Below are 23,073 nucleotides of genomic sequence, written 5' to 3' on the forward strand. Positions count from 1 at the left end.
CGCAGGTGAGCCTGGCGACCCTGCAGGGTCACGAGTTCACGCGGATGATCTCCTGCTGGTACGGCGCGATCACGTCGCCCGAGATGCGGAGGTCGAGCAGGAGGAATCGTCGCGTCGCGGCATCCTCGAGTGCCCAGGTGCTGAGCCGGTCGAGATCCGCGAGGGTCTTCACGACGACGCCCTCGGCTCCGACAGCGGCGCCGAATGCGGCGAAGTCGACCTCGGGGATCCGCATCGGCCCCTCTGCGAGTCCCTTGAGGCCGTAGAGGTTGACCTCGGCGCCGTACGCCGCGTCGTTCCAGATCACGGCGATGCCACGGCCCTGGGCGGCACGGACGGCCGATTCGAGGTCGGCGATCGCCATCAGGCCGCCGCCGTCGCCCGACGTCAGCACGACGGTCGACTCACGGCGGGCGAGAGCCGCGCCGACGACACTCGGCCAGCCCTGTCCGATCGACTGGAAAGCGGTGCCGACCATCATCATGCGGTCGGGGGCCTCGACCGGCCAGTACATGTTCGCCCAGCCGATGAAGTGTCCGCCATCGGAGACGACGACTCGGTCGCTGGGCAGCAGCTCGGCGATGCGGCGTGCGGCCGACCGGGGGTCCAGGCGGCCGTCTGCGGCGAGGTCGTCGCCCTCGTCGTACGTGCGTGCGGCGGCGACGTCGACGGTCTCGCGCCACGGCCTTCCGGGCACAGCTTCGGATGCAGGCCGCGACTCGCCGTCCGCGAGTCCTGATGTCTCGGTGTGGCGTGCCTCAGCTCCGAAGCTGTGCTCGGCAGGCGGGGTCTCGGGAGCGGAGCCGGAGACGAGGGCGACGACCCGCGTGACGAGCTCCTCGGCGGCGAGGCGGGCGTCCGCACGGACGAAGCCGCCGACATGAGGATGCGTGGCAGCCGGGGCGATGTCGATCTGGAAGACACGGGTGCCGGGCGCGAAGAGTTCGCCGAAGCGCATCGTGAACTGGTTGAGGGATGCACCGAACACGACGGCGACGTCAGCGCTGCGCACGAGCTCCATGGCGCCGTCGGCACCGAATCCGCCGGTGACGCCGAGGTCGTACTGCGACTCGGGGAACACGCCGCGACCGAGGGCCGACGATGCGGTGAGGGCACCGGTCAGGCGGGCGAGCTCGCCCAGCGCGTCACCTGCGCCAGCCAGCCAGGCGCCACGACCGGCGAGCAGGAACGGGCGGGATGCTCCGGCCAGCGCCGCGGCGATCTCACCCAGCGTCCCTTCGGCGAACTCGCCGCGAGGGGCGAGCGGCGCGGGGAGGCGGGGCGCCGGCGCCTCGGGCACGGCACCGGCCTCGAGCGCGGCCACGTCGTAGGGGATGGCCAGCACGACCGGCACGCGGTAGGTCAGCGCGTGCTCGATCGCGATCACGGTGGTCGCGGCGGCATCCGCGCGACCGACCGTATAGGTACGGGCGCCGACGGCCGAGGCGAGTGCGATCTGATCGACATCCCACGGGCGAGGGCCGGACGTCGGCTCATCGCCCACCACGAGAACGAGCGGCACATGGGCCTGCACGGCCTCGGCGAGAGCCGTCAGCGTGTTCGTGAAGCCCGCGCCGTAGGTCGAAGTCCCGGCGGCGATGCGTCCGGAGGCCCGGAAGTGCGCGTCGGCCGCGACGACAGCGCCCTGTTCGTGGCGGACGGCCGTGAAGACCGCATCCGTCTGCGTCTCGATCGCGTCGAGGAAGTAGGCGTTGCCGTTGCCCATCACGCCGAAGACGGCGTCGATGTGCTGGGCGAGGGTGTGGGCGACGTGCGCGGAGACGGTGGGCATGGGGAAGCCTTTCGAGACAGGGACGGAGACGTGCGATTCCGTATGTGTCTCGCCCCCGCGTCGTCGTGGGGTGCTTCGTGCCTCTTTTTCAGGCACCGGCGACAGAGAGCGCCGGACGAGTCGATCCTACAGCCGCGGTCACTGACGCGGCCCCGTCTCGCGGGCGTAACACCGCGGAAACGGTGACAGGGAAACATGCGGTCATGGAGTCGCTGTTCAACGGATACACCTCGCGTCGATCACCGCAGCGGGCGGGAGTCGCCCCGTGGGATGAGATGTTCCCCGCGGATGCCGCTCCGGGAGGCGAGGGAGTTCGCGTTCCCTACAAGGACATGTATCCGGCGCTCGCGGGCATGGACGACGCCGAGCTGCGCGCCCGCACGGATGCGCTCGCGAGCTCCTACCTCGCGCAGGGCGTGACATTCGACTTCGCAGGCGAAGAGCGCCCGTTCCCTCTCGACGTGGTGCCTCGAGTGATCGCCGCGGACGACTGGACGCTGGTCGAATCCGGGGTGAAGCAGCGCGTCCGGGCGCTCGAGGCCTTTCTGGCCGACGCCTACGGGCCGCAGCTCGCGGTGCAGGACGGAGTGATCCCCGCGCCGTTGATCAGTTCGTCATCGCACTTCCATCGTCAGGCGGCGGGAATCGTGGGGGCGAACGGCGTCCGCATCCACGTCGCGGGCATCGACGTCATCCGCGATGAGGCGGGAGCCTGGCGGGTGCTCGAAGACAACGTGCGCGTGCCCAGCGGGGTCAGCTACGTGCTCGCCAACCGTCGGGTGATGGCGCAGACGCTCCCCGAGCTGTTCACGAGTCTGCGGGTGCGTCCGGTCGTCGACTATCCCGGGCGATTGCTGCAGGCTCTGCGCGCGGCAGCGCCCGCAGGTGTCGACGATCCGACGGTGGTGGTGCTGACCCCCGGTGTGCACAATTCGGCCTACTACGAGCACACGCTGCTGGCCCGCATGATGGGCATCGAGCTGGTGGAGGGTCGCGACCTCTTCTGCTCGGGCGGTCGCGTGTGGATGCACACCACAGCGGGACCCACCCGCGTCGACGTGATCTACCGACGGGTCGATGACGAGTTCCTCGACCCGCAGCAGTTCCGACCGGATTCCGTGCTCGGGGCGCCGGGGCTGATGCTCGCAGCCAGACTCGGCAACGTGACCCTCGCGAACGCCATCGGCAACGGGGTCGCGGACGACAAGCTCGTCTACACGTACGTGCCCGACCTGATCCGCTACTACCTGGGCGAGGAGCCGGTGCTCCCGAACGTCGACACCTGGCGGCTCGAGGAGCCGGATGCTCTCGAGGAGGTGCTCGATCGGCTCGACGAACTCGTCGTGAAGCCGGTCGACGGCTCGGGCGGCAAAGGGCTCGTCGTCGGGCCCGACGCTTCGCGCGAGACGCTCGACGAGCTCCGCAAGACTCTGCTCGCGGATCCGCGAGGGTGGATCGCGCAGCCCGTCGTGCAGCTGTCGACCATCCCCACTCTCGTCGAAGACGGGTTCCGTCCGCGGCACGTCGATCTGCGCCCGTTCGCCGTCAACGACGGACAGGACATCTGGGTGCTCCCCGGTGGACTCACGAGGGTGGCGCTGCCCGAGGGGCAGCTGGTCGTGAACTCCAGTCAGGGCGGAGGATCGAAGGACACCTGGGTGCTGGACCCGTCTCTGTTCACAGGACCGACGACGACCGTGACGGGAGAGCCCGATCCCGCCGCCGATGAGGTGTCTCTCGCCACCGGGGCTATCGCGATCGTCTCACCGCATCGGGAGGAGTCGCATCAGCCGTTCCTCTCCTCTCCGCAGGACGAGGACCTCGAGCTGCGTCACCACCAGCAACAGCAACAGCAACAGCAACAGGGGGGTGCGTCGTGCTGAGTCGTATCGCGGAGGCGCTGTTCTGGATCGGACGATATGTCGAGCGGGCGGACGGCACCGCACGCATCCTCGATGTGCACCTGCAGCTGCTGCTCGAGGATCCGTGGGTCGAGGAGGACACCGCCTGCCGTGCGCTGCTCTCGGTCATGGGCACGACCGCCGATGATGACACCGTGCTGAGCCGTGACGACGTGGTGCGGCTGCTCGCGCTGGATCGGGACCACTCCGCCTCGATCGCCCACTCGATCGCCTCCGCGAGGGAGAACGCGCGCCGTGCGCGCGAGATCATCTCGACGGATCTCTGGGAGACGCTCAACGAGTCGAACGCGCGGATGCCGCGGCGGATCGCCTCCGACAAGACGCACCCGTTCTTCCGGTGGGTGCGCGATCGGTCGGCGCTCGCCTTCGGGGTCGTGGACTCGTCGACGAGCAGGGACGAGGCGTGGCACTTCTTCGTGCTCGGCCGCTCGATCGAGCGCGCCGACATGACGGCTCGTCTGCTGGCGACGCGGTCGCTCACGGAGGCCGGTGGACCCAGCTGGACGACGTTGCTGCGCAGCTGCGGTGCGTACGAGGCCCATCTGCGCAGCCATCGGGCCGTGCCGACCGGGGCCTCCGCGGTGGAGTTCCTGCTCGTCGATCGGCTGTTCCCGCGCTCGGTGCTCTCCAGCATCCTCCAGGCCGAGGACTGCCTGCGCGGGATCGATCCGGCAGGCGCCTTCGGAACCCCGGATCGCGCCCACAGGGTGCTGGGTCGCATGCGCTCCGAGTTGGAGTACCGACCGATCGGCGACACCGTGCATCGTCTGTCCGAGAGCATGGAGGAGGTCCAGGTGGGGATGTCGATGGCGAGTGATGCGATCAGAGAGCGGTACTTCCCGTCGATCGCGATGCCCGTGTGGATCGGAGAGGCACTGTGAGCCGGCTTCGGATCGTGCACCGCACGGGATTCCGCTACGAGCAGCCGGCGACCGCGTCGTACAACGAGGCGCGGATGCTGCCGCACTCGCGTGACGGGCAGTTCGTGCTGCAGGCGACCCTCGACATCTTGCCGACGGCGACGCAGCACTCGTATGCCGACTACTGGGACACGCGGGTCTCGACCTTCGAGGTGCTCACCCCGCATCAGGAGCTCTCTGTCACGGCGACCAGCGTGGTCGACGTCAGACCGCTGCCCCAGACGGGGATCGGCATCGACTGGGATGAGCTCGCGGCTCGTATTCCGCTGTCGCTCGCTCTCGCCGAGTGCGTGACGCAGACGCCGGCGACCGCCCCGGACGAGGAGATGCACGAGCTCGCGCTGAGGATCGAGGCCGAGGGCGGCGGAGTCAACGAGACGGCCTTCGAGATCTGCAAGACCGTGGGGGAGGCGATGGAGTATCGGAGCGGCGTGACCGGGGTGAGCTCCACGGCACGCGATGCCTGGCCGACGCGCTCGGGTGTCTGTCAGGACATCGCGCATGTCGCGCTCGGGGTGCTCCGGGCGGCGGGGATCCCGGCGCGGTATGTCTCCGGTTACCTCCACCCCGACCCCACGGCGGCGATCGGGCAGTCGGTGACAGGGGAGTCGCACGCCTGGGTGGAGTGGTACTCCGGCGAGTGGCGCGGTTACGATCCGACCAACCTCGTCGAGGTCGGGGAGTCGCACGTGTACGTCGGGCACGGCCGCGACTACGCCGATGTCGCCCCTCTTCGGGGTGTGTACGCGGGGCCCAGTGCATCCGAGCTCTTCGTCTCGGTCGAGATCACTCGCCTGGGATGATCCGAACGACGTGGACGGACGGCGGGCGGCAGTGGGGAAGAATGAGACGATGACGGATGCTTCGATCGAGCGCGAGACGCTCACCTGGGACGGCTTCGGATCGGCGACGCGAGATCTCGCGCGCAGCATCCTCGACAGCGGCTTCGTGCCCGAGGTCGTCGTGGCCATCGCCCGAGGCGGTCTGCTGCCGGCCGGTGCGATCGCCTATGGCCTCGGCGCGAAGAACTGCGGGGCGATCAACGTCGAGTTCTACACCGGCATCGGCACGGTCCTGGATGCGCCCGAGGTGCTGCCGCCCGAGCTCGACATGGCGTATCTCGACGGGCGGCGCGTGCTGCTCGTCGACGACGTCGCCGACTCGGGGCGCACCCTCGCGCTCGCCGTGCAGCTGCTGAAGGACAAGGGCGCCGATGTGCGCTCGGTCACGATCTACACGAAGCCCTCCACGATCATCCAGCCCGACTACGCCTGGAAGGACACGGATCTCTGGATCAACTTCCCGTGGTCGTTCCAGGGCACCGTCCGCGAAGAGGACCTCGGGCTCGCGCCGAGCGCCTGAACACGCCAGACCATGCACGGAACCTCGGAACCACCGGCGGTGGGCCTCGACGAATCTGTTCGACGGCATTCGCGGGCCTCTCGCCTGCGAACGCTCGGTTCGATCGCGCTGATCGTCAGCGGGATCCTCCTGGGTGTCGTGCCGCTCATCAGCAACGAGACCAGCGGTGGTTTCTGGGCCGGCCTTCTGGGCGATCTGCTCGGGTTCGCTGTGCTCCTCGCGGGCGTCGTCCTGATCAGCACCGGATCAGCGCTCGCCGGGCGGATCATCCTGATCGCGGGAGCGGCGGTGGCCCTCTTCGGATTCACCTGGTTCCTGCACCTGGGGCTGGTCTTCCAGGTGCCGATCTGGGGGTGGTCTGCCGCGACGGCCCTCGCATTCTTCTGTGCGGGCGCCGCATATGCCGTCGAAAGACAAGCGGGTTTCAGCCTCGCGAGCCTGCTCTTGTGCGCCGGCTCGCTCTGGACCGGGGCCATCGCGTTCGGCTCTCCGATCTGGGCGCCGCCCTACACGTACCTACCCACGAGCGTCGCGGCGATCGTGGTGGGGCTCGGCGTCTGGGCTCTGAACGGACGCACCTATAGCGCCGCGACGGAGCCTGCGGCTATGCGATCGACCTCGTCGACCCGCTAGTCAGGTCGTCGTCGTCGACGTGCCGTCGATCACCCTCGCAGCAGCGCGCGCAGCGTCTGGATCGTGTCGGCACCGGACGGCGTCTTGTCGGCTCGGTAGGCCTTCACTCGAGCGAAACGCAGGGCGATGCCACCGGGGTAGCGGGGCGATCGCTGCACGCCGTCGATGGCGATCTCGACCACGAACTCGGGGCGCAGGAACACCGTGTTCTGGGTGCGCCGTGTCTCGAGTGGTGGAAAGTTCTCGGTCTGCCAGCGCAGCAGTTCGTCGGTGAGTCCCTTGAAGGTCTTGCCGACCATCACGAATCCACCCGGCTCGCCGAACTCTCCGTCGGGATCGAGGGCGCCGAGGTGGATATTCGACAGCCACCCCTGGCGACGACCCGAACCCCACTCGGCGGCGAGCACGACGAGGTCGTACGTCAGGACGGGCTTCACCTTCACCCAGGACTTGCCGCGGCGCCCAGCGGAATAGGGAGCGTCGACTCCCTTGACGAGCACGCCCTCGTGTCCGGCAGCCAGAGCGTCTCGGGACAGCTGCTCGGCGGCTGCGGGGTCGTCGGTCACGATGCCCGGCATGCGCCACTCGCCCACGACCTTCTGAAGCTCGATCAGGCGGGTCGACAGAGGGTCGTCGAGCAGATCGCGGCCGTCGACGTGCAGCACGTCGAAGAACCAGGGCCGCAGTACGAGGTCGCGCGAGACGTCGGCTCCGAACCGCGACATGGTCTCCTGGAACGGGCGAGGGCCGCCGTCCTCGTCGAGCGACAGCGTCTCGCCGTCGAGTATCAGGTCATGAGCGGGGAGGGTTCGCACGATCTCGACGATCTCGGGCACGCGGTGTGTGATGTCGGCGAGGCTGCGGGTGTAGACGCTCACGTCGTCGCCGTGGCGGTGCACCTGGATGCGCGCTCCGTCGAGCTTATACTCGACAGAGGCGCGGCCCGTGATCTCGAGCGCGGCGGTGGGCGTGGCTGCGGTCGAGGCGAGCATGGGAAGGACCGGGCGCCCGACCTGCAGGCCGACTGCCTCGAGCTCTGCCGCGGTGCCGGCGAGGGCGAGCACGGCGGTCTCGCCCAGGTCGCCGGACAGCATCGCGGCACGGCGCACGCTGGCGACGGGTCGGTCTGAAGCCTTCGCGATCGCGTCGAGCAGTACGCCGGACAGCGCGCCCGTTCGGAGCTCGCCGATCATCGCCCTGGTGAGGAAGTCCCACTCGGCCGCGGTGGCCCGGGAGGCGAGGGACGTGAGAACCCCGGTGCGCGCCGCTGCCGCCCCTGAACCCGACGTGGCGACCAACTCGTCGAATGCCGCATCGATGTCTGCGAGCGCGAGCGTGGACGCGTCGACATGCGATACATCCAGCGTCGTGAGCCCGCGCCAGCCGACGCCGAGACGCCCCTGTCGCGGACTCGCGAGCAACAGCCCCACCAGGGTGGGGAGCTCGGCTGCATCCGCCAGAGCGAGCAGCTGCGCGAGCGCGTCGATCTTCGCGAGACGGGAGGACGTCGCGGCGACGGCCTCGATCGTGGTCACGACGTCGGCAAGGATCATGAGTGCAGTCTGGCACCCGCCTCCGACACCAGCCTCCGACAACTGCTGTCCAGGGGGAGATCCGAGGGATGTCGCCGCTGCATGCCAGACTGAGCGCATGCTCGTCGAGACCGCCGTCATGGGAAGACGAACGCACGGTGAACCGCTGGCGATCCGGGGCATCGAGGGGGAGTACACCCTACGCGCGCTGCTGCGCATCTTGGTCGAGCCTGAGCTCGCGGCGTACTCGACGCACAGTACTTTCTGTCTCCCAAAACATGTTGTTGGGCATCCAGGGGTGAAGACACGCGCATAGAGGGCGTTGCCGCCAAAATCTCTTCGCGTCCCCGAGCATGCCTCCTGACCGGTCAATCTAGGCTCGTTGCCGGGGACTGCAGTCGGCATGGTCAGGGTTGCGGTGTGCGTGGCGATGCCCCGATGATCGCTATGTGACGCTAATCATGGGAGCCCTCAGTCCTGACGGCGCATCGGTCTGCATCGGCGGTGACTCAAAAGTGTGGTGGAAAGAGGACGAGGCGAGGTCTCGCAAGATCTTTGCGGAGCCTGTGCTCAAGATCGTCCTCCTGAACGAGGATCTCGTCGTCGGCTACGCCGGCTCTGGACCTGAGATGCTTGCCGCTTCAGTCGTAAGTCTTCGAGGGCTCGATCTTCCCGAAGTGCTAGACAGACTCTGCGAGATCGATGGAGCCGCGTTCCTCGTCGCGCAACGTTTGCCGGCAAAGCTCTGGCGCGTCGAGGATGGGCAATGGGGCGACGTATCAAACTCGGGCGTTTCAATGATCGGCGACGACTACGAGATAGAGCCTGGTCTCTCGCTTTTCACGCGAGCCAAGCAGATGTTCGAGCACGACTTTCCAAGTTGTGAAGTCGCCTTTCGTCTCGAGTCGACGCTCCAGAACATCGTGTTTCTGCGACAGCCGGAAACGGTCGGGGGCTTCGTGGTGCTTGCGGGGGCCTCCGACTTGGTTTCGTTTCGGTACTCAGCCATGCCTGTCACCCGCTTCAACCCAATCATTGACGGAGTTATCAGCGAGCCACCACTTCAACTGCAGGTGCTGGTAGGCAGTGCGAACACCCCAGGTGCGTTGGCCTACTTCGTTCGGAACGCGAATCTCGGCCACTTGTTCTGTCACGAGCAGCCTCAGACTCGACACCAGTTGCAATGCTCCTCAACCGCGGAGCTTGCTCAAATCGCACGGAGGACATACAGCCAGGAGCTCACGACTCCTCTGGCCATCGGCGGATGCTAGGCGCAATCGCCTGACACGTTTCCTCGGTTCCCTCTAACGAGCGCGGAATGAGGGCGCTTGAGACCTCTGCGCTCTATCCAGGCGGTCGTCGGCCTTCCCAGACATTCCGCGCCTTGACGGCCGGCCTGACTGGCAGGCTGACCTTGATTTGCGGGGCGGGTTCACTGTGAACCTTGAATCTTCATCCAAAGTCGTAGCGTCAACACGCGTGAGGCTTGGCTTACCTGCCGTGGGGTAGTCTCTCGTCTTCTGGCAGACTCGGTGTGGTGAGCGCTGGCGCTCGGTATGCAGAGTATTTTCACGGAACCGCGGGGAGTGGATGATGCCAAACGCCGAGGACTACCCAGAAATTACGCCGGAGATCAGGAGTACGATCAGCGACGAGTACGGCCCGCAGTCATCGCGGATACTCGACGCTCTCGACAACGCCAGAGCCGTCCTCGCGCAGGGCTCGTTCCTCCCTCTCCAGGCGATGACGTTCGCCTACAGCGTGCGCACCGCGGCGGACGCTCTCTTCGATAGATCTGGGTTTCCGATCGCCTATACGACGCGCGAGTCAGTCGATCGGTTGTCCGAAGCAATGGAATTGTTCGATTCTCAGCGCGGCTTGGGTGGCTCGGTCGAGGAGCTGTTTGGAGCAATCAGGCCACGCATCGATGCGGTGATCGAATCGCGGAACTCGGCGAGTCGAGCGGAACAGGCTTACCATTACGTCTTTGCAAGGCGTATGGGAGCGGTCGGACCCGCTCTTGTCGGCAAGATCAAAGACCTTTTGAGTCTGCGAGAGCGAGCGGCATCCGCACTACATTCCGAGATGTCAATGTCTGAGGCTCAAGACATCTGGGTCGAGTTCATGGAGCTGATAACGTCGCTCTTCAGCTCGCCGGCAGAGCGTGTCCGTGCGCTGGACGATTTGGCAGCGCTTGAACACCCGTCACTGACGGACATGGCTGAAGTCGAGATCCACGCGCTGACCCCTGCACACACGCGCCAGTTCCTCCGGTCTCTGAGCTCGGTTGAGTGGCTTGATGTGATCGCGCAGTCCAACTGGCTGACGACCGAGATGATCAAGACTTGGGGAGCGATGGGTGACATCTTCTACTCGTTCCAACAGGAGCCTGAGGCAGTGACGAAGTTTGCCGCGCGCGTGCTTGAGGGCCTCGACACAACAGACATCGACCTATGTGCGGCTGTTGCGATCGCCTCGATGGACAGTGGCGACCACGCAGCTCGCATCATTCTGCCCTTGCTGCGACAAAGTCCCGGAGCAATCGCGCGGATCGCGCTCCGCTGGGCAACCACGCTCGCCAGTCGGTCGGAATTTGTCTCCGACGTCGCGGATGTTGTGCTCAACGAGGGAGTTCTTGAGAGGGCGTGGGGTGTTTCAGCCTTGCTGTCACTGATGCTCGAGGGGGTCGACGCGGAGAACGCGGCGTCGCGACTGCAATGTCTCGAATGGAAACTTCGGCGAGTCCCCGACGGCACCTTCTACCGTCTGTTTTACTTCGAAGTGGGAACATCGATACTCGAACGTCACCGCGCGTCCGGAAACTCGGTACCGGAAGAGATCTTGGACTGTTACGCACACACGATGCTTGCTGTCGAACCGTTTCTCGGCTCGGCCAGTGTCCTTAGCTCGATCTCGCGCCTTCCCGCCGGCATCAGCTCCCGGCTGCGCGTTGCATTCGCCGCTCGCTCCAGTTCGCTCGAACCTTCATCGAAAGCGGCCATTCTTGCCGAGCATGTCTGCGCAGATCGTCCGAACGTAGATGGCCTCGCGCTCCTCGACGGTCTCGTCGCGCAGATAGGCGCTGCCGATCTCAACGAACAACTGGAGCGACTTATCGGGCCGCCGCCCGCTCTTGATGACATAGAGCAGCAAGCGGTAGTGCACGACCTCGAACATTCCCACTGGCACCTCAACCGCTGGGTCAGGGTCTTACCCCAGGGCGCGCTGCCCGCGTGGCACCAGGCGTTCGAAGCGCTTGCGCGAGACGCGCCGCCGCGGGATCGAGATTATTGGCAGACACCGTCTCGGGTGGTGTCGAGGACTGCAGTATCGCCCCTTTCTGAGGCGTACCTTGCGGCCGGGGACGTGCTAGAAGTGTGCAGGGTCCTGCGCGAGTGGCGAGCGAGTCCTGACGACTGGCCCTCAGGTCCCTCGGACGTAGGGCGCGTCCTTGAGAAAGTCGTTGCGGCCGATCCGAGTCGTTGGAAAGTCCCATCGCTAACTGTCGTTTTTGACGCTTTACGCCATCCGACCTACGTGGCAGCGATGATCGACGGATTCAGGTCCGCTGATTCCAGCAGGGTGCTCAGCCCCGATGAGATCGTCGAGATTAGTGACTACGTCTGGAGTAGACAGGGGCAGGTCCCAGAGCAAATCGGTGCCAGAGGTGACTGGGACTACGTCGAGGACTGGGAGCGAGTCCGTGCGCCAGCGGTCGACTTGATTGAGCACTACGCGAACCGCTCTGACTTCACTTTGGCTCCCGTCATCGAAAGCTTGTGGCCGTTCGTCCGAGACAGCGCAGAAGAGTGGGAGCTAGGTGATCGCCCGAGAGCGAGTGGTGACGCTCTCCATCGTGCACTGCACCGGTACTCCACCCGTGCTCTTCTCGCCGTTCTTGCGTTGATGGGCGCTGAGTACCGGAGTGTCGGGGAGTGCTCACTTTCCGGAACCGAGATTCTTAGCAAGAGCTTAGATTTGGCCGGCGCGGACGGCTCTGAGTACCGATCGTTGATCGCCGTCCACCACGACTTCATTCGCTCTGTGGCTCCGTCGTGGTGGGAGGCTGCGAGTGCAGTGCTACTGAACGATGGGAGCGAACCCGCGAGGGACGCGTTCGACATGCTGTTGGCGTGGAGTACACCGAGCCGGGAAATCTTCGAGGACTACGTTGAGTTGGTGAAGGACGCTGTCAATCGCGGTGCTGAACGTGCATCTGAGCAGATGATCGCGGCCTGCCTACGACTTGTCCCCGGCTACTCTGTCGCCACAGTCGCTGGCCGCTTGCTGAACTCTCCGGGCCATGACCAGATCGGTGAGCATATCGCATGGGTGGTAGAGCCACTCGACACGCTCACCGATGCCATCATCACGCAGATTTTCGCCTTGTGGTCGTTTGCCCTTGAGCAAGCTGACATCGATGACCTGGCAAACTTCGGTCGTCTTTGCTTGCTGACTTCGCTCCCTGACAGTCAATGGCTTGAGTGCACGAGGCGAACATTGGAGAAGAGTGACGGACGACTTGCGTACGCGTCGGACGTAGCAGAGCGAGTCGAGCGCCTTCACCCAGACGAAACCACGCTTAGCATCTTTGACATGCTGATTCGCACGACACAACCCAGCTCGGACTACTGGGGTGTCGATCGACTTGCTATCGCTCACCTTTCTCGGGCTTCAGAGCTTCAAGATTCGGCAGCGTACCGATCCTTGCGGATAGCGCTCCTCGAACGTGGGTTCCAGACAAGGGACCAGCCCCCCGCGTAGACATGCCGCGCGAGGGCTGCATCGACCGAGGCGTAGATGTCACAACGCGGGCCCTGTGAGGCAAACACACACCTGCAGCGCGGTCCCATTAGATCTCAGGCTGAAAGAAGTGCAATCACGCCATACCGTCTTGTTGAGTGCGGGGGAGATGAAGCTTGTTTGTGAAGAGAAAATTGAGGGGCCGCGAGGCAGCAGTACTCGTAGTCGCAACAGTGGAAGCGACACGAGAAGCGGCGGTGATCTCCTTTGAGTCCTGATTCGGGTGCGTCCTCGATTGAGCGCAGCAGGGCCGCTGTTCAGGCTGCTGCGGCGCGCACCTCAGATGAGACCTTTGCCAGACTCCGATCGGGGGCGATCAACATGGCAGGAGTTTCCTATCAGATCGCCGTCGGGGTAATGCTGTTGTCTGCGGCACGTGACGTCGACTCGGGACTGCCAGCCGTCACAAGACTGCGACCGGAGGGCTTCGAGGATATCGACTGTCAGCTCTCCGATGGCACATGGCTCCTGGTGCAGTGTAAGCAACGCTCTACGGGACGTTCCCCCATAGGAGTTGCCGAACTCGCGGACATTCTTGTTCACGCTAGTGTCTCGCTGCACTCTCGAGACTATGACGGCAACGTCACCGGACTCGTAGTCGTGACGAGCGGCCGCTTCCCCGAAAACTTCCCACCAACCGGTTGGCAAAGGTCGCTCGGTGATCGTTGGCCCGCGCCGGCGCTTGACCCGTTGATCGAGGCCGTGCGCACCCGACTCGAGGGGGCGGCCACTCGAGACCAGGCTGAGTCCATTGTCCGACTTGCCCGGTTGGTTGTCGCGGACGCGCCTGAGTTCCAGAGAAGTTCGGACTCACTTGCAACGGAATGGCGACTTTCCCATCGCGTTGCAAATCTCGTCCGTGCCGAGCTGTTCGCTGATCTCGCGGCACTGGGTGCTCGTCAACGCGGGGCGAACGTCGTGTCCGCCTTGACTCGGTCTCGATCCGAGGTAGATGCGCTCGTGCAGCGCGTCAAACTTGCCGCGGACACGAACATTCTGGATGAGGCAGTTGAGCGCGGCGTATGTGAGATCGCGAACTATCTCGACGAAGCAACGATCTCCGTCGGAGCGTTCTACGCAGGCGTGCGGGTTGGCCCGTCGCACATCGCTGCGGGGCTCGACGTAGTGCGAGCGGAAGAGCAGGCGGTACTCGCGAACGCCGCGACGGGCTCACGAAACGTAATTGTCGCGGCGCCGAGCGGTGCTGGCAAATCGACTCTCATGTGGCGCTGGGTTGCGTCGCTCACGGGCGGAGAGATTGCCGTTCGTCTCCTACGAGTTGCTACGTCCGACGACGTTTCGATACTCGTTCGATTCGTACGTCACCTTGATCCTGCCGAGCACCGACCTGTTGTCGTCTGCGTCGACGATCTCGGACGCTCGAACACCGCGGAGTGGGCTACGGCTCGAGACCAGCTACTCGAGCTGCCGAACGTGAGTCTCGTGGCCACCTGTCGCAATGACGAGTTCACGCCCGCCCTCGCTGTTGGCGCAACAGTAGTCAATGCGGAACTGACCGCCTCTTCCGCGGGGATGCTCTTCGAGCGCATGCGCCAGTCGGGCCTTGAACTGGCAGTCGAGAGTGAGGAGGCGCTGCAACTCGCCTCCGGGTTGCTGATGGAGTTCATCGCGATCGCCACAACAGGGCGCCGCTTGCGCGAAGTACTCGCCGAGCAACTCCAACGACTTGAGGATACCGGTCAGATCCTAGCGATCGAGTTGCTCAGAGCTGTTGTCTCACAGCACCTCTTGGGGCGCAAGACGAGACCTGAAGAACTCTCGGCCGTAGTCGATTCTGAGCTGGCTGACATCGGTCGAGCTCTCCGAATCCTTCGTGACGAGCACCTAGTACTGATTGATGATGGCGATGCCTGGGCCGCTATTCACGACCTTCGTGCTGAGACGCTTGAGGAGCTACTTCACGAGTCGCCTCCTCCAACCCGCGCCGACTCATATGTATCGTGCATCGCCGCCGCGCCCCTGGATGATCGTCCGACGCTGTATAGGAGCGCGTTGTCACGCTTGCTACGTGAGGCGACATTGAGAGCGACTACCGAACCGCCCGCCCAGCGCCTGGACCGAACTCTGAGGCTTCTCTCGCCGATTCGGGACGCGCTCGTACGCGACGTAATTCTTGCCAAAGCTGGCGGAGAGGCTGTAGTACTCAGCCGCCTGTTCGAGGTCGCGCAGCGCTGCGATGTGGTGGCATACGTGGCAGCCACGCGAGATGACGTGTGCAGCTATGCGGCGGCTACGGTCGACCGGGAGTCTTTCTATCTCATGGCCTTTGCCAAGCGTTTCTCTGGAATCTCGCTTGATCTAGTCGGGCTCGAAGCCCTTACTGCGGCGGCCGCGTCCCTGCCTGAGTGGCGTGATCCCTCCGCAAGGGCAGTCCTCGACGAGATGCCTTGGGAAGATGTCGCGGGCATCTTGCGGAGTAGCTCGCTCGAAGACGCGGTGGACTACTGCGAAGCTCTTGAAGGATACGACTTTGACTCGTCGTCGTCGTCCATCGCGGAAGTGTTGCAATCTCATGATGTCGAGTCCGACGACATCATGGGAGTCACGAATCGTTCTCGTCTGATCGCGTCGCTTTACCGACTGGGCAATCTCACGCCAGAAAGCGCGCAGACGGCCCTTGGGCCAGTGCTTGAGCGGGCCATCGCTGCGACAGCAGCTGATGACTTTGCACTGAGCTGCAACGTCCGACGTCGGCCCGTTGAAGAACTGCCCTCGACCACGAGCGGGCTCGCCCGGATCGAGACAGTGTCGTCGACCGAGTTTCTCGAAGTCGAGAGTTCGACGTTCTACAGACGTAGCAACGATCCCGAACTGCATCGAAGCTCGCTTGAGTCCGCCGCAACGGAACGAAATCCAGTCAACGCGCAGGTTATGCAGTTGGTCCGGCGCCTCTTCGACGCTTGCCCGGAAGCCGATGTGGTCACTGCTCGCGTGCTTGACGCCGCGGGCACGGGGGTCGACTCTGACGATGCGATCCAGCCAGATGGTTACAAGCGAATCAGAGCAGGAGTTGTGCCCCGCCATGCTGACACTCAACGCAACGTTGCCGTTGGCTCCGTGTTGTCTGAACTGTCTCAAGGAGAGCGTTGGACCAAACGGCTTCGCGCTCAACGTGCGGTCGTCGAGGAGCTGGGCGAGTTGCTGGAGGAACTTCCGAACCGATTGAGCGTGAGAGATAACGCAGGGCGACGCCGACGATGGCTGCAGCGTGCCTCGAGCGTATTCCGATCAATCGCCTCGCTCCCCGGGATCCCGCCCGTTCCAAGCTCCACCGGATTGCACCATCGGACGCGACGATCGATTGAACTCGATGGTGACCTCCGGGAGCGATCGAAGGATAGAGCGAAGGCGTGCTTGGAGAATGTGGCTTCTGCGTTGCTGCAAGCAAGCAGCCCTGATCGTAGTACGACGCGTCCGGGCTATCGGTATGCCGGTGCGGCTATGCGACTTCTTGAAGCCTCGAGGGACCTGGTAAAGATTCGCGACGAGCACCCCATGCCCATGTTCGCGGACATCGGCGACGTCATCCCAAATGAGCTCATCGCTCGGTGTCAGACCGCTGCCCGTGCACTCTCCGTTGCTGACTTACCTCAGTTCCCAGGCGGGTCGCTGCCCTTTTCGGAGGTCGATCATTGGGTCGAGGCGGAGGCTGATCAGCGTGCGGCGCAGGAGCTCACGGACGTCCTGAACACCTTTCACGCGGCTGGGGTACACGCGCAAGGAGCTTTGATCGCTGACGAAGATCCAATCGTCCCGCGTGAGACCAAAGCGATCGTTGTCACCGTGCGGGAAGAGGACATGGGCGCGGTCGGGCAGGTGCTTAGCGGTGTGTATTCGTCGTTCGTGGGTACCTGTCGACATATCTTCGTGAGCGTGAGCGATGGAGTCGCCATCGGTGGCTGGCGTATGTCTAGTCAGCGTGATAGAACTTTCCCGCTCACTCCTGAAGACGCTGCGCGGTTCGCGGTCGGAGTTGGGGTCGCGTCGCCAGATGGAGAGTGGACGCGCCACGCAAACGAGGCGCTGACTGTCATGATTGCCATCTTCGCGGACAGAGTACGCGCCGCGCGGCGGCCGGCAGATTGGCCGGTGTCGCCTCAGATTCATCGGCCGTTCCCCAACCTTCCGATGGAGGGGCCAGAGTCATGGGGCATCGCGAGGCAGATACTCCTGGAGATGAAATCCCACATACACGAATCGGATGCCGACCTGAGTCGATTCGTGCGACTGGTTGAATCAGGGAACCCCTTTGCGCAGATCGACCCGGTTGATCAATGGACTTTCGCGCCGGTGAAGGCAGTACAACTTGCGGCCCAAGCTGGCGTCGAGGCGGCCGCACGGTGATAGAACGACATCAACCGATCTCAGCTCGCTCAGATGGTCGTCGCCGCTTCCCGATCCGGCCCGGTCGCCCTGACCGGCGGTCGCCTACTTCTGCTCGATGGCTCGCTCACGCACCGACATGATGGATGCATGTCTAGTAAATTCCCGTGCCAGTACAAATCGTTCATCGAGATCGACGCTGACGATGTGACTGCAGTGCACCTCCGCCACGTCGGTGACGACGAAAGCGTCGAACCCGTGCATAAGTATGTGAAGGTCACGGGCGGTGCCGTCGGGGCGGCTGGCGATCAGACGATGACCTTCAAGCTGCAAGGCCGGGCGTGCGGCCAACCTTTCGGCGCGGACAGCTTCCCGGTATGGAACCTCGAGAGCTGGCTTCTGTGAGCACTGAATCTCGCAGCGGGCGCATGACACAGCCATTCCCATACGCATCCTTCGACAGCATCGGCACGAACACCGTACATCTTCGGGTCGGCAACGATGGGCCCGATGCCGAGCCCTACTTCCGAGATGTTCAGATCGACGGCGAACCGTTCGGAGCACCGGGACGCCGTGCCGCATTCTTTCGAATGGGCGACGGCAGCCGTTACGAGATCAGCGAACGGCAGTACACCGCGTGGACACGACATAGGAGCTAGACGTCGATGGGCATCGGTGATGTCGGTCGAGTCTCGCGACAGAGGTCGCACGTACCGAACGGGTTCCTTTCTCTCTCAAGAAAAGAAGCGTAGACGCGATGGGACGCCGCTCCCTGCCTTTCGCGGACTCGTCAAGCGTTCTCTGCCCTATATCTCTTGAGAATCCCGGCTCTGCGGAATGATCCCGACAAGTCCCGCCACTTGCATTTCGAGGCAAATGCACTCAAGGTAAGGGCGATGCCGAGCGATTCAGGGAAGATCGGGCCGGAAGACGCGCATCGCTTCCATCGCCGCCTGGTGCGAGCTATATCCCTCCGGGGACACCGCGATCACTTCGCCATTTCCTGCCTTCGCACGCCAGCGCCATCGTCCCTTGGCGTTCGTCCAAAGCTCGAATCGACCCTTCGGTCCCGGGCTAACGCGGGCTAGCGCTGAGGCAACGCTCTTGTTGCGGATGCTCGAGAGAACCTCGCTAACCTCCGTGGGTGCGCTGACACCCGGCGGCAACGCAAGTAGCACGGTAGCTGTTAAGGTTCGGTCGGCATCCGTCACCCACTTCGCAGTGGACAACGACTTCATCCACAGTGCGCCGGTTCGAGCCTGGTTTGGATCGGTGCTCAGCGCGAGGGTATGTGCCTGCTCGAACTGGCTCCTCCATTCGCTTCGTGCCGCAGTGGTCTTCGTGAGATGTCTTGAGATGAAGAAGCTCCCGATCGATCAGAGCAGGCCGAGGGAGGCGACGCTGTCGGCGACGATGGCGGCGACGAGGGTCGCTTCGGGTGCGGTCACGGTTCGCTCCTTCGAGGGACGATTTCAACATCTCGCGCGCATTCGACATACCCGCCGCTAGTTGTCTTCGCGATTGAGATTGTGGTCCGTCGACTGTTCAGAGAGTCGGCGCGCAACCATGTCGAGGATCCGCTGCTCGAAGGCCGGCAATTCCTCTGGGGTCCACTGGATAGTCACTCGGTCGTCGTCGAAATAGACCGCACGTCCGCTTTCCACGGCATCGTGGTTGGATACATTCACTACTGTCTGGTTTCCGTCGATCATCGTGCCCGAGCGTTCGACTATGTCCTCTCGTCCTACGTAGGCGAAGAGGTCAGCGAGAGCCGTGAAGCTGATTCCGTGGAGGTGCTTTCCTCGGTCGCGGTCAGAGGTGAAGACCACGCTCGTCGTCGAATCCTCCTCGAGGTAGATCTGGAAAACGAAGCTGTGGATGACCTGGTTACACAGCCACCCGACCGCGAGTTCCGAGTTCGTCGGTTCGTTGAGGTTATAGAACTGCTCGGGGTTGAAGTGGTCGAGCAGCATGGGAACGCGGTCGATCAGGGCGTATCTGCGGGTCGGAACCCGTCGAATCGACAGACGCGACGAGGACTTCTCGGAATCGATTAAACGACGGATCGAGTACGCGCCCATCATGATGTCGCGCTCGGCATTGAAGTATGTGCGGCTGGTCCAGCGTTTCTGCGTGTTCCAGCGTCTGAGTCGCGCCGCGGACTTCAGGAGTTCTTCTCTCCAGGGAACGGAGTCGCCGATCATGTCTTCCTTAGCTCGTCAGCCGAGTTCAGCGACAGGATCGTCGACACCGATGTCATCGTCTCCCTCGACCTCACCGAGTCGGGTCTTGAGCATTTCGGTGAGCAAACTCGTAAACTCCTCCCGTAGTTCAGGCAGCGCCTCGTCGGCATCTCGACCGAGGAGGTCGTCCAGGGTCCAGATCGCGATGTGCGGCTGACGCGGTAGCAGGATCGCCGCGCGGCGGATGCCGTGCGAGTCGTCGATATCGAGCAGGGCATATCCCAGCAGCTGAAAGAGGGTGTCTCGGATCCACGGGTTCGTGATCTGCTCGCGAGTCTTGATCTCAACGATCAGATCCCCGACGACCAGATCAGCGTCCGCGCCGCCCACTGCGGCGCTGCCGACGAACGTCGGATTGGACGTGAAGTCAGTTCCGCCCGATATCGCGCCGTTCCATTCCTCGAGAAGTGAGGCGAGCGGCATGTGCATCCGCACCACGTCGAACAGTAGCTCTTCGGGGATGCTCATGGTCAGCTCAACGGCATCCTTCGCTCGCTTGATGCGACGCCCGAGATCGTTCGTCAGCGCTGCCACAGGGCCGGCACGGTAGATGGCTTCGCACCAGGCGAGCGGGATCGAGATCCGTGCGAGGCTAAGGGGATGCGGGTCCTTCTCCTTGAGGGTCAAATACCCGAAGTTGAGCGCATCCTGCAGCATTCTCGCGATGTGTTCACCACGATGTATGGCATCCGGACTCGCCTGTAGCCGCTCGAGCCCTCTCCAGGCCGTCGTCTCGACCATATCGAAGCCCGGTAGATCCATTCGCAGTCGATAGTCGAGAGCCATCCCCGCGACAATCGCGTGAGGCTTGCGCTGCGCTGGCTTGACCCCGGCGGGGACTGGTATCTGAGTCTCGAGAGAGGTGAGCGAGCCGAAGTCGAATCGCGTCGCAGCCGCTGCGCCGTCTCCTCCTCGGGTCCCCGCGGCGGCGAGGCCAGGGGCGCTCGCGTAGACGAACCGCCGCACCGGCGAACTCAAATCTCTGAGATGACGAGTCAGCGACATGCTCCGACCCTAGCGGGGGAGTGCGACGGAGCGTGTTGCGCACCACCACGGGTATCTCAGGCGCCTCACGGTCGGTGCGATTCGGCGTTGACCTAGGCTCGCGTCGCGACAGCGCGCGCTTCCTCCGGGTTCATGAGTCGCTCTGCTGGCCAGATGCTGTACTGGCTGATGATTGGCTCGATTGCGGTGAAGAGAGGTTGCTCTTTACCCATGGTCAGCTGCTCAGCGGCGGCGCGAGCCAGTCCAGCGACAAGGTCAGCCACCTGAACGCGCTCATCATGTTGAGAGTCGACCAGCGCGATGTTCGTGAGCGCAACTCCCCGTCCGGCTCTCTGAGGAGAAACGATCTCGGGCCGGGCAAGGTAATGCTTGATTGCATTGATGCACTCGGGGGCGAGTTCCGAGGCAGCGTCATGGACGAGCTCAACTGGGGCGTTCTCCTTTTCCGCCCAAAACAAGACTGTGGCTCCGACCGCGGGGATAAGCGGGTCGAGAGTCCGCAACCGATGATCGATTCCCTGGCGTCCGTCACCGCCGTGGACGGAGACGTGACCGTGAGCCTGTCGATCGACGATCAGGGGATGCCGGTGATCGCGGTCGACCGCGCCGGCAAAGTGCTCGCGGCGGTGCCGGCCAAGAGCCGCAAGGTCGAGGGGATCGCTGCACTCACGGTCCGCGCCAAAGAACTCAAGAAGCAGGCGCAGCGGATGCGGTCGTCGCTCGAGGCGGCGTGCGTGCTCGGCGATGTGTTCGAGGCCGAGGAGATCGTGCTCCTGCGCGAGCACCCGCTTCTCGGGCGGATGCTGGCCGACGTCGTGCTCGTCGACGCCGAGGGTCGCGCCGGCTTCATCGCTGCGTCGGGCGATGACCTGGTCGGCGCCCACGGCGCGGCGTACACTCCCGCCGGCGGACTGCGCATCGCGCACCCGGTCGACCTCCTCGCGAGCGGGGACTGGCCCGACCTGCAGCACGAGGTCATGACACGAGGACGCCCGCAGCCGTTCAAGCAGGTGTTCCGGGAGCTCTACGTGCCCACCGAGAATGAGCGAGGCGAGGGCGGGATGTCGTCCCGGCGCTATGTCGGACATCAGATCGACGCGCGACGGGCCTCGGGGCTGTTCACGGCCCGGAACTGGGTGCGAGACTTCGGCCAGGGGTTCGAGCGCACCTTCCACAACGAGCGGATCCACGTCTTCTGCAATGTCGAGGGAGGTTGGGGGACGGCGGGCGAGGTCGAGGACGCCGCGATCGACGACGTGCGCTTCGGGCCGGTGGGCTCCTGGCGGGCGATCCCGCTCGAGCAGGTGCCGCCGCGGGTGTACTCCGAGGCGATGCGAGACCTCGACCTCGTGGTGTCAGTCGGTCACTCCAGCGGTGTCGATCCGCAGACATCCGAGTCGACCGTCGAGGTCCGACGCCGGATCGTCGACGAGACGTGCATGTTGCTCGGGATCGACCGCGTCGAGATGTCGGGTCACCACGTCCGCGTGAAGGGAGTCCTCGGGACGTACTCGGTACACCTCGGCTCAGGCATCGTTCACCGGGTTCCCGGCAACACGCTGTTCATCATCCCGGTCGGGGCGCAGCACCGAGGACGTATCTTCCTGCCGTTCGTGGACGACGATCCGCGCACGGCCGAGATCGTCTCGAAGGTCGTGATGCTGGCGGCCGACGACAGGATCAAGGATCCGACGATCCTCAGCCAGCTCGTGAACTGAGCGGCGGATCGCGGTGCTACAGGCTCAGCGCCCGCGGAACTGAGGCTTGCGCTTCTCCTGGAACGCCGCGAAGCCCTCGCGGTAGTCATCGGTGTCGCAGAGCGCGGCCTGCGCGGCGTTCTCGATCTCGATCGAGTCCCACAGGGCGAGCCGCTCGTCACGGATCCGGGCGACCAGCTGCTTGCTCGAGAGGAACGCCGCTGTGGCACCTCGTGCGGCGGTCGCCGCGGCATCCGTCGTCGCCTGCAGCACCTTGTCGTCGGGGAGGACGCGCGAGAACAGCCCCGATGTCACAGCTTCGGTGCCGCTCATCAGCCGCCCCGTGTAGATGAGATCGAGCGTCTTGTGCGCTCCGAGCCGCTCGACGAAGAGCGCATGGCCTCCGGAGTCGAGCGTGGCCCCGAGCGCGGCGAACGGCGAGCCGATCTTCGCCGACTCCGCGACGTAGACGACGTCCGTGGAGATCAGGAGCCCGAGTCCGACGCCCAGACAGGCGCCGTGCGCGACCGCGAAGGTCGGCGCGGGGAAGCGCGACATCCTCTGCAACAGCGGCGTGACGAGGCCACCGAGATAGCCGATCACGTCATCGTCGCGCGGGTCCACTGCCGAGATGTCGCGGCCGGCGCAGAACGCGCGTCCCTCGCCGCGCAGCACGAGCGCACGCACCCCTGCGGCATCGGCCTCGTCGTAGGCGCGTCCGAGATCGTGGAGCGCCTGCTCGTCGAGCGAGTTCAGCTTCGACGGTGCGTTCAGGACGACGGTCGCGACGTCGTCGTCGATGGTGAGATCGATCATCGGA

17 protein-coding genes are annotated in these 23,073 nt (G+C 64.4%); 10 read left to right on the forward strand and 7 right to left on the reverse strand.

Annotated elements, in window-relative coordinates:
• Window positions 1–28 precede the first annotated feature (28 nt).
• A complete protein-coding gene (locus RQG77_RS00555; RefSeq protein ID WP_311242954.1) occupies window positions 29–1,792 on the reverse strand; it encodes a thiamine pyrophosphate-binding protein in 1,764 nt (587 codons plus the stop codon).
• A gap of 203 nt (window positions 1,793–1,995) precedes the next feature.
• Here RQG77_RS00555 and RQG77_RS00560 point away from each other — a divergent pair, with 203 nt between their 5' ends.
• The 5 genes from RQG77_RS00560 to RQG77_RS00580 are packed head-to-tail and all read left to right on the forward strand — an operon-like array spanning window position 1,996 to window position 6,629.
• The gene (locus RQG77_RS00560; RefSeq protein WP_311242955.1) at window positions 1,996–3,675 is read left to right on the forward strand and encodes a circularly permuted type 2 ATP-grasp protein; all 1,680 of its coding nucleotides are present in this window, start codon (window positions 1,996–1,998) and stop codon (window positions 3,673–3,675) included.
• Window positions 3,669–4,595: an alpha-E domain-containing protein gene (locus RQG77_RS00565; RefSeq protein WP_056308973.1), complete on the forward strand. Its 927-nt coding sequence runs from the start codon at window positions 3,669–3,671 to the stop codon at window positions 4,593–4,595. The genes RQG77_RS00560 and RQG77_RS00565 overlap by 7 nt, the downstream gene beginning before the upstream one ends.
• Window positions 4,592–5,437, forward strand: a complete 846-nt coding sequence (locus RQG77_RS00570) for a transglutaminase family protein (protein ID WP_311242956.1) — start codon at window positions 4,592–4,594, stop codon at window positions 5,435–5,437. Before RQG77_RS00565 ends, RQG77_RS00570 begins: the two co-directional genes overlap by 4 nt.
• A gap of 49 nt (window positions 5,438–5,486) precedes the next feature.
• A complete protein-coding gene (locus RQG77_RS00575; protein ID WP_311242957.1) occupies window positions 5,487–5,996 on the forward strand; it encodes a phosphoribosyltransferase in 510 nt (169 codons plus the stop codon).
• A 12-nt stretch (window positions 5,997–6,008) separates the two neighbouring features.
• Entirely contained in the window at window positions 6,009–6,629 is a 621-nt protein-coding gene (locus RQG77_RS00580) for a hypothetical protein (protein ID WP_311242958.1), read from the forward strand.
• 29 nt (window positions 6,630–6,658) lie between these two features.
• Here RQG77_RS00580 and RQG77_RS00585 read toward each other — a convergent pair whose 3' ends face one another.
• Window positions 6,659–8,182, reverse strand: coding sequence for an ATP-dependent DNA ligase (locus RQG77_RS00585; protein WP_311242959.1), 1,524 nt, complete (start codon window positions 8,180–8,182; stop codon window positions 6,659–6,661).
• A gap of 428 nt (window positions 8,183–8,610) precedes the next feature.
• Between RQG77_RS00585 and RQG77_RS00590 the strand changes: the two genes are divergently transcribed.
• From RQG77_RS00590 to RQG77_RS00605, 4 genes are all read left to right on the forward strand, one after another.
• The gene (locus RQG77_RS00590) at window positions 8,611–9,432 is read left to right on the forward strand and encodes a hypothetical protein (RefSeq protein WP_311242960.1); all 822 of its coding nucleotides are present in this window, start codon (window positions 8,611–8,613) and stop codon (window positions 9,430–9,432) included.
• Between the two features lie 322 nt (window positions 9,433–9,754).
• On the forward strand, window positions 9,755–12,925 hold the full coding sequence (locus RQG77_RS00595) for a hypothetical protein (RefSeq protein WP_311242961.1): 3,171 nt from the start codon (window positions 9,755–9,757) through the stop codon (window positions 12,923–12,925).
• 360 nt (window positions 12,926–13,285) lie between these two features.
• Window positions 13,286–17,329, forward strand: coding sequence for a hypothetical protein (locus RQG77_RS00600; RefSeq protein ID WP_311242962.1), 4,044 nt, complete (start codon window positions 13,286–13,288; stop codon window positions 17,327–17,329).
• 33 nt (window positions 17,330–17,362) lie between these two features.
• Window positions 17,363–17,713: a hypothetical protein gene (locus RQG77_RS00605; RefSeq protein WP_311242963.1), complete on the forward strand. Its 351-nt coding sequence runs from the start codon at window positions 17,363–17,365 to the stop codon at window positions 17,711–17,713.
• A gap of 503 nt (window positions 17,714–18,216) precedes the next feature.
• Here RQG77_RS00605 and RQG77_RS00610 read toward each other — a convergent pair.
• The 4 genes from RQG77_RS00610 to RQG77_RS00625 all read right to left on the reverse strand — a co-directional run bounded on the left by RQG77_RS00610 (window position 18,217) and on the right by RQG77_RS00625 (window position 21,014).
• Window positions 18,217–18,546 (reverse strand): DUF1508 domain-containing protein, encoded by a 330-nt coding sequence (locus tag RQG77_RS00610; RefSeq protein ID WP_311242964.1) that lies wholly within the window; start codon window positions 18,544–18,546, stop codon window positions 18,217–18,219.
• Between the two features lie 267 nt (window positions 18,547–18,813).
• A complete protein-coding gene (locus RQG77_RS00615) occupies window positions 18,814–19,512 on the reverse strand; it encodes a hypothetical protein (RefSeq protein ID WP_311242965.1) in 699 nt (232 codons plus the stop codon).
• A 15-nt stretch (window positions 19,513–19,527) separates the two neighbouring features.
• On the reverse strand, window positions 19,528–20,208 hold the full coding sequence (locus RQG77_RS00620; RefSeq protein WP_311242966.1) for a hypothetical protein: 681 nt from the start codon (window positions 20,206–20,208) through the stop codon (window positions 19,528–19,530).
• A gap of 440 nt (window positions 20,209–20,648) precedes the next feature.
• Entirely contained in the window at window positions 20,649–21,014 is a 366-nt protein-coding gene (locus RQG77_RS00625) for a hypothetical protein (protein ID WP_311242967.1), read from the reverse strand.
• A 48-nt stretch (window positions 21,015–21,062) separates the two neighbouring features.
• On the opposite strand from RQG77_RS00625, the gene RQG77_RS00630 reads away from it, so the two are divergent.
• Entirely contained in the window at window positions 21,063–22,274 is a 1,212-nt protein-coding gene (locus RQG77_RS00630; protein WP_311242968.1) for a DUF4132 domain-containing protein, read from the forward strand.
• A gap of 24 nt (window positions 22,275–22,298) precedes the next feature.
• Here the strand turns inward: RQG77_RS00630 and RQG77_RS00635 are convergent, their stop codons facing one another.
• Window positions 22,299–23,069 (reverse strand): enoyl-CoA hydratase/isomerase family protein, encoded by a 771-nt coding sequence (locus tag RQG77_RS00635; RefSeq protein WP_311242969.1) that lies wholly within the window; start codon window positions 23,067–23,069, stop codon window positions 22,299–22,301.
• Window positions 23,070–23,073 lie beyond the last annotated feature (4 nt).

Origin of the sequence: Microbacterium sp. WCS2018Hpa-23 (assembly GCF_031843845.1) — a bacterium.
GTDB lineage: Bacteria > Actinomycetota > Actinomycetes > Actinomycetales > Microbacteriaceae > Microbacterium.